Here is a 5,239-nt window from a genome sequence, read left to right on the forward strand (position 1 = left end):
TTCAGCCAGGGGAAGAGGTGCACCCACTTGTTCACCCCGTCCACATTCACATAGGCCGCCACCCACGGGTAGTTCACCCCGATCAGCTGCGGCACTGGCTGCGTGCCATCCGGCGTCTGCAGCCCCTTCAGCCGCATGCGCAGCAGGTTGCTCAGGCGCTGGTCCAGCATCTTCACCGCATTGGGCGAGGAGCGCACATAAGACGCATGCACCCCGGCCTTGCGCAGCAGATACACCAGCAGCGCACACTGCTCATCGGGAGAGCCCTGCCCCTCCTGGAAGGTGGCCAGCGCGCTGCGGTTGATCCCGCCCGCATTCACCGCCGCCTCATCGATGTCCCCGTTCTCATTGTAGCCCAGCGCATCCGTCAGGCCGATCTCATTGTGCACATAGTTCACCAGCGCCATCGGGTTGCTCCCCATCTCGGAGACAAAGCGGTCCAGGATGGTGTGGTTCTGCAGCTCCGGCGCCTGGTTGAGCTGCGTGTACGTGGTGCCGGCGGGTGCCGCGAACTGGTGCTCGAACCGCGGCGTCAGCGCCTGGATCTCCTCCGCCGTCTTCCCGTGGTACGTGGGCGGCGCGGGCTCCCCCTGGAAGTGAGGCGTCTTCACCAGCGTGGTGCCCCAGGGCGGGGCGGACTCGAAGTTCAAGGCATAACCCACCACGAACGTCCCGCTCGTGCCCGCCTGGGCCGGATCACTCACCGCCAGCCAGTGGGCGTTGCTGCCCACCATCGTGTTCCCCACCGCCGCCACGGAGAAGTAATAGTTTTCCGCACCCGGCAGCGCCCGGTGCGTGATGATGAAGGGGGCGGAGTAGCCCGCGCCAAACATGCCGTCCGGACCCGCCTCCAGCGCCAGCTGCACCGTAGTTTCCAGAACCTGCACCCCGCTCACTGTGGTCACAAAGGTCTTCTGAAATCCGTTGTCCCCAAACTGCTTCCACTCCGCCGCCGAGTTCGTGGCAGAGGCGCTCTTCCAATGTGGGATGTCCAGCGCCTGCACCTGCACCGGCACCACGTTCCCCTGCTGGGCAAAGTCCGACCTCCGGTACACGCGGATGCTCATCTCATCCGGCACATCCGTCGCCGCAGACTGGCCGCCCGTGTGCAGGGCAAAGCGGCTGCTCTGGCCGATGTACAGCGGCGTGCCGCCCGCTTCACTACCAAAGCCGGCAATCGGGTTCTGCACCTCCAGCGGATAGGTCACCGTGCCGCTGTTGTTCTGCAAGAGGAAGCTGGACTGCCCCGTGATCTTGAAGAACCAGGGGTAGGCATTGTAGTCCAAGCCGGAGGCCCACGGCGCAATGCCCGTGGGGGAAAGCTGCACGCCCTTCTGGAAATCCAGCGGGATGACAAAGGCCTGGTACGTGGGGTCATCCCCCGCCCCGTAGGAGAACCTGCCCGTGCGCGGCTTGGGGGCCCGACTGGGCCTGGGCGGCGCCCGGGATCAGCCATGAACTCATGGCCAAAACGGCCGTGGCCAGGCACAAAAAGGTCCTGTGAGTGCTCTTCGTCATCATTGCAGGAGAGGGGTGAAGAAGGGTTCTATGAAACCTGAGTGAAAGAGTGTGTCGACCTCGTCTTACCGGGCCGGGACGGGGGCAGGGGGTTTCCGCGGCCTTGCGCACGCGCAGCATCTCCGCCATGGCCTGGTGCCGGGCCTCGAGTCGCAGGGGTGCCGTCTGGGGCCCCTCTGCTGGCTGCTGCTTCTGCAGCTTCTGGTCAGCCGCAGACTCCACCGTCAGGAGGCTGCCGTTTTCCCCCGGCGCATTGGAGAGCGTCAGTCCGCCCTCCCCCGACACCGTCAGCGGCTGTGCAGGCATCGCTGCCGCTGCCGCAGCAGGATTGGCCGCAGGCTCCGGTGCCACCGCCAGCGGGCGCAGATCCCTGGTCTCCGGCAGGGCGGGATGCTCGATGATCTCGATCCCGTCGGCGGACACCTTCTGCTTCACCGGCGCCGGCGCAGACACCTGGCTCGCAGCTGGCGGAGGTGCCCCCTCCTTGGAGCAGGAGCCCAGCCCCCAGACCGCGGCGCAGAGGAGGCTGAGGGTGAGGAGCGTGCCGGGAGTTCTAGCTGTGAACAACAGTTTCATGGAGGAGGTCCGGTTGGGAGAGTTTCAGGAAAGAATGAAAAGAGGGAAGGCTCGCCACGGAGCCGGCGGTCAGAGCGTCACTCCACTGCCGGGGGAGGTGATCTGCACATTCATCTGGCCCACGCTGGGATCATGCGGATTGCCGTCCAGCTTGTTGGCGATGGAGTCGCCATCGATGTCGCCGTTGGGATCCAGGTCCCACGATCCGGGATTGATGGCGTAGCTCTGGCCGGAGAGGGACCTCTGGTACTCCTCCAGCGCCGTGTAGCCGTCGCCATCCAGGTCAGAGAGTGAATCCAGCCCGTCCGCAGGGTTCAGCCCATGGGCCAGCTCCCACGTGTCATCGATGCCGTCCTGGTCCGCGTCATTGGAGGCCGTGGCCCCCGTCACATCCACCACCAGCCCCCGCGCCACCGAGCCGCCCCGGTCATCGCTCACCGCCAGTGCCAGCACATAGAGCCCGTTGGTCACGCCAGAGAGCGTGTTCTTCGCCTTCAGCACCCCGCCGGTGCCAATCTCAAAGTGCGTGGCCAGGGGGTTGCTCGTGCCCGGAATGGAGAACGTCAGCGGATCATAGTCCTCATCCAGCCCCACCATGTCCCCCACACGGCGGGACACCGGCACCCCGCCGATCACCTGGCCCGGCCGCGCCGTGATGCCCAGGTAGGAGTAGTAGTGCCCAGGCAGGTTCGTGGCATTACGCAGACCCGTGCGGACCGCCAGCTCATAGCCCTGCGCCTCCTCCACATACTCGCCAAAGCGGGCCCCCGCCGCGAGCGCTCCGTCCGTGATGGTGTCGATCGCAAAGATGTAGTCCTGGTCCAGCTCCCCGTTCCACTGCAGCAGCATCACATTGCCCCGGTCCCACGCGCTCATATTGTCCCCCGCCGTCCAGGTCGAGGCCGGCCGCCCCACCGCGATGCGCATCGCGCTGTCGATGGAGACCGAGTAGCCAAAGAGCGAGCTGCCCAGGCCGGCGATCTTCGCCTGCACCGCGGGATAGAGGGCAAACAGATTCTGGAAGCCCAGGATCTGTCCCGGCTCATTCCACCGGCTCAGATAGACCGAGCCCGTGTCCCCCAGCGCATAGAGCGTGCTGCCCACCTGGAAGAGCCCGTCCTCATACGGCGCACCCACCACATAGTTCCGACCACGGAGGGAGACAGAGAAGCCATACTTGCCCCCGGTCTGCGCGCCCAGGCTGTACTCCGTGCGGTGCAGAGCCCACGCACTGCCGTTCCAGTTGTACAGGTGCGCGGCACCGGCATCCGTGATCGAGCCGCCACCGTTGGGCTTGTCCTTGCCCGGGGAGCCCACGATCAGGCGGGTGCCATCCACCGACAACGAGGCACCGAACTGGTCCCCCACCGCACCGCCACCCGGAGGCGCGATCACGCTGGAGGTGATGCTCAGCCCGTTGAAGTCCAGTACATAGACCAGCCCCGTGGCCCCGCTGGCGCCGTTCACCGCCCCTGGTGCGCCGATGAAGGCTTTGTTTCCTGAAGCCACAATGCTCGTGCCAAACCCTGACGTCGCGCCCGCCCCGCCCGGAGGCGACAGCGCCCCCTGGTACACCCAGCTGCTGCCGTTGTAGAGATACACCTCCACCTGGTTCAGCGGCGCCGCCCCCGTGGGCGAGGCCGGCGTGGTGCGCCAGAGAAAGACCGTGCCGACTGAGGTGGCGACGAATTCCCCATCCTGAAACGCCTCTGTGAACTGCCCCGTGCCGATGGTGGTGAAGACCGCATAACTCGGCGCACTCGTGCTGTAGAGCGCCAGCTCATCCGGCACCACGCCCAGAGCATCCGGCGCATGATTGGCCGTGGGGTAGTTCGAGGTCACACCCGTGGCTGTGGACGAGTAGGCGGAGCTGCCGGACTCGTTAACGGCCTTAACCCGGTAGTAGTACGTGGTCGCCCCCTGCAGACCCACGCGGTCCTCATAGCTCGTGGTGTTGGCCGGCAGCACCGGGCTCGCCACCACCACGGCAAAGCCGGAGGTCGTGGACCGCTCCACGATGTAGCTCACCTCATTGTTGGCGTTGTCCGTCCAGTTCACCAGCATCGCCCGTGCGCCCAGCGCCGTGGCCGTCACGCCCGTGGGTGTCGCCGGCAGCAGCCCCTGGGTGGTCGCCCCCACAAAGGCGGTCTGCGTCTCACCCCGCTCGTTCACCGTTGCCACCTTGTACTGGTACGTGGTGGCGGGCACCAGGCCCGTGTCCACATACTGCAGGGCCGCAGGGGCCAGATCGATCTGGAAACGCTGGTTCGCCCCGGTGCCATCAAAGCCGCGCACCCTCACCGCGGTGCGCGTGGCGTCCACCGGCAGGGCCCACCCAAGGCTGGCCTGGTAGGGCAGTGTCGCAGCCACCACCAGGGAGGTGGGGGCGGCGGGGACCTTGGGCAGCGTCAGCTCGCTGGAGTAGTCGGAGTACTCCGTGTCCACTCCGTCAGTGTTCACAGCCCGAACCCGGAAAACGTAGGCGCTGGCCCCCACCAGATCCTCCACCGTGGCCGTGGTGGCATTGCTCCCCGTGGTGGCCCCGGTCAGGAAGGCGGGCGCCCCCACCTCCTTGCCCTCCACCACATAGCTCGTTTCATTGCCCGCCTGGTCCAGCCAGGACAGCGTCGCCTCCACCGGATTGGCCGATACCAGCGTCAACTGGGCAGGCGCGGCCGGCTTGGCGGGCCTCGTGCTGGCGGCCACCGTGCCGCTCCGGCCCGTGCCATAGAGGCTCACCGTCGCCACGCGGAAAAGGTGCGCCGTCTTCTCCGGCAGGCCAGACACCAGGTAGGTTGTCGCATTCGCCGGCGCACTCCCCGCCGCCACCCAGGTGGTGCCGCCATCCAGGGACTTCTCAATGCTGAAGCTCGTCTCAAAGGTGCACGCGCTCAGCCACGTGAGCTTCACCGCATTCGCATGACGTTCCGTCACCGTCACACTCGTCGCCACCAGCCCGTGCGCCGCGGCAAAGGCCTGCCCGTCCGTGATGGAGTCATCGTTGCTGTCCGTGTCCACCGGCGAGGTTTCATAGAAGTACTCGCCCGCCTCCGTCAGACCGTCCCCGTCCACATCATCCGCCTGGTCATGCGCCAGCGTCCCGTGGTGCGCATGTTCCCACCAGTCCGGCAGGTCATCGCCATCG

3 protein-coding genes are annotated in these 5,239 nt (G+C 66.4%); all 3 read right to left on the bottom strand.

Features of this window, described 5'->3' with window-relative positions:
* A partial coding sequence (locus tag BV106_RS34690; protein WP_038172850.1) for a transglutaminase domain-containing protein occupies positions 1–1,328 on the bottom strand: 1,328 nt, incomplete at its 3' end.
* 46 nt (positions 1,329–1,374) lie between these two features.
* The gene (locus BV106_RS34695; RefSeq protein WP_038172852.1) at positions 1,375–2,094 is read right to left on the bottom strand and encodes a hypothetical protein; all 720 of its coding nucleotides are present in this window, start codon (positions 2,092–2,094) and stop codon (positions 1,375–1,377) included.
* Between the two features lie 69 nt (positions 2,095–2,163).
* Positions 2,164–5,239: fibronectin type III domain-containing protein (locus BV106_RS34700; protein ID WP_038172854.1), on the bottom strand; the 3,076-nt coding region annotated here is incomplete at its 5' end.

The organism is Verrucomicrobium sp. BvORR106, from assembly GCF_000739655.1.
Taxonomy (GTDB): Bacteria; Verrucomicrobiota; Verrucomicrobiia; order Verrucomicrobiales; family Verrucomicrobiaceae; genus Verrucomicrobium.

Bases quoted from the DNA above. Each gene is read 5' to 3' on its own strand.
- BV106_RS34695 (WP_038172852.1), bottom strand. From the start codon at position 2,094: ATGAAACTGTTGTTCACAGCTAGAACTCCCGGCACGCTCCTCACCCTC.